Consider the following 1,958-nt stretch of genomic DNA (forward strand, 5'->3'; position numbering starts at 1 on the left):
CAGTTTGCTGCAGGCGATCGAGACGGCCGACCGTCAGGGCGCCCTCTCCTTCAAGCTGCGGGCTGCGACAAGCCTCGGCCGGGTCTGGCAAGATCAGAACCGGCTCCGCGAGGCGTACGAGCTTGTCGCGCAGATCGACAGGCAGTTTGTGGAAGGGCTCGATACTCCCGACCTGAAGGACGCCAAAGCGTTGTTGGGCGATTTGAAGACGGCGAACCCTTCGGGCTCGTGAACGGCGGTTGGACGCACCGCCGTGCGGGCCGACAATCGACCCGCTACCCAACTCGGGCGCGGGTTATCCAATCAGGCGCTCGTTCAAGGCCGGATGGAGGTGATCGGCGACCGAGGCGACCGCCCGGTGGCCCTGACAGGCCCGGGGAGCGCCGTGGTCGGCCGCAGCAACCGTAGCGGGCAGGCCAGCGACTGAACGATGTTCCAAAGCGTTTTTCGCGACATGGCTGGCCTCATTGAGGTGTCACTGAACCTGAAGCCGTTCAGGTGCAACTTGGTCGTTCCGTCTCCTGTGACAGCGGCCCATCGATCGGACTGCTGCCCCTGCCCCACGCTGCGCTGAACGATCGGGGAGGCCGATGCCTCGACATCGCCGAAATAATACGCCATTTTCCGTCCATGGCCGATCATCTGCACAGCGACCACGATCATTCGGACCTGTCCGAGACCGAACTGCGCGTGCGCGCGCTCGAAACCGTGCTGACCGAGAAGGGCTATCTCGATCCGGCGGCGCTCGATCTGTTGATCGAGACCTACGAGACCAGGGTCGGGCCGCGCAATGGCGCCCGTGTGGTCGCGCGCGCCTGGGTCGATCAGGCCTATCGCGCACGCCTGCTTTCGGATGCGACGCCCGCCATCGGCGAGCTCGGCTATGCCGGCCGCCAGGGCGAGCACCTCGTGGCCGTGGCCAACACGCCCGATCTGCACAACATGGTCGTCTGCACTTTATGTTCCTGCTATCCCTGGCCTGTGCTGGGCCTGCCGCCGGTCTGGTACAAATCGGCGCCCTACCGCTCCAAGGCGGTGAAGGACCCGCGCGGCGTGCTCGCCGATTTCGGCTTCGAATTGCCGGAGGCGACGAAAATCCGGGTCTGGGATTCCACCGCCGAAATCCGCTACCTGGTGCTGCCGATGCGGCCCGAAGGCACCGAGGGCTGGAGCGAGGACCGTCTCGCCGAGCTCGTGACCCGCGACAGCATGATCGGCACCGGCTTGCCAAAGCAGCCGCACGCGGTGGCCTGAATGGATGGCGCGCACGACATGGGCGGCGTCGCATGGTCCGGACCGGTGGTGCCGGAACCGGACGAGCCGGCGTTTCACGCTGAATGGGAGCGCCGCGCCTTTGCCGTGACGCTGGCGATGGGTATGCCCGGCGGCTGGAACATCGACATGTCGCGCTTTGCCCGCGAGGACCGTCCGGACTATCTCGACCTCAGCTATTATCAGGTCTGGCTCGCCGGCGTTGAGCGCCTGATGCTGGAGCGGCAATTGATCGCACCGGATGAAGTCGCGGCGGGACATTCGCTGCATCCGGCCAAACCGGTCGCCAAAATCCTGACCGCCGACGGCGTGGCCGCCATGCTGCATCGGGGCGGCCCGACCGAGCGCGAGGCCAGACGTCCGGCCCGTTTCGTCGTGGGCGACCGCGTCCGCGCCAGGACGATCCACCCGCCGACCCACACGCGATTGCCGCGCTACATCCGCGGCCATGCCGGCAGCATCGAACGCGTGATCGGCTGCCATGTCTTTCCCGACAGTAACGCCACCGGCGCCGGCGAAGACCCGCAATGGCTCTACACCGTCTCGTTCAACGGCGCCGAGCTCTGGGGCAAGGAGTCCGATCCGGCGCTGGAGGTGTCGATCGACGCCTGGGAGCCCTATCTGGAGCCGCTGTGATGGCGTCGGTATAATGCCGCTACCCGATCCGCAGGCCGCGGCCGCCGCGG

3 protein-coding genes are annotated in these 1,958 nt (G+C 66.6%); all 3 read left to right on the forward strand.

Annotation, left to right across the window (positions count from 1 at the left end):
• Nucleotides 1-232 (forward strand): hypothetical protein (locus tag WCB02_RS31330; RefSeq protein WP_423964225.1); only part of this gene is annotated, 232 nt, incomplete at its 5' end.
• Between the two features lie 398 nt (nt 233-630).
• The gene (nthA, locus tag WCB02_RS31335) at nt 631-1,254 is read left to right on the forward strand and encodes a nitrile hydratase subunit alpha (protein ID WP_423964227.1); all 624 of its coding nucleotides are present in this window, start codon (nt 631-633) and stop codon (nt 1,252-1,254) included.
• Nucleotides 1,255-1,908, forward strand: coding sequence for a nitrile hydratase subunit beta (nthB, locus tag WCB02_RS31340; RefSeq protein WP_423964230.1), 654 nt, complete (start codon nt 1,255-1,257; stop codon nt 1,906-1,908). It begins immediately after the preceding gene.
• Nucleotides 1,909-1,958 lie beyond the last annotated feature (50 nt).

It is taken from the genome of Bradyrhizobium sp. (genome assembly GCF_049581145.1).
GTDB lineage: Bacteria > Pseudomonadota > Alphaproteobacteria > Rhizobiales > Xanthobacteraceae > Bradyrhizobium.

What these genes read in the sequence shown, in the direction of transcription:
- nthA (WP_423964227.1), top strand. Translation starts at nt 631, where the DNA reads ATGGCCGATCATCTGCACAGCGACCACGATCATTCGGACCTGTCCGAG.
- nthB (WP_423964230.1), top strand. Translation starts at nt 1,255, where the DNA reads ATGGATGGCGCGCACGACATGGGCGGCGTCGCATGGTCCGGACCGGTG.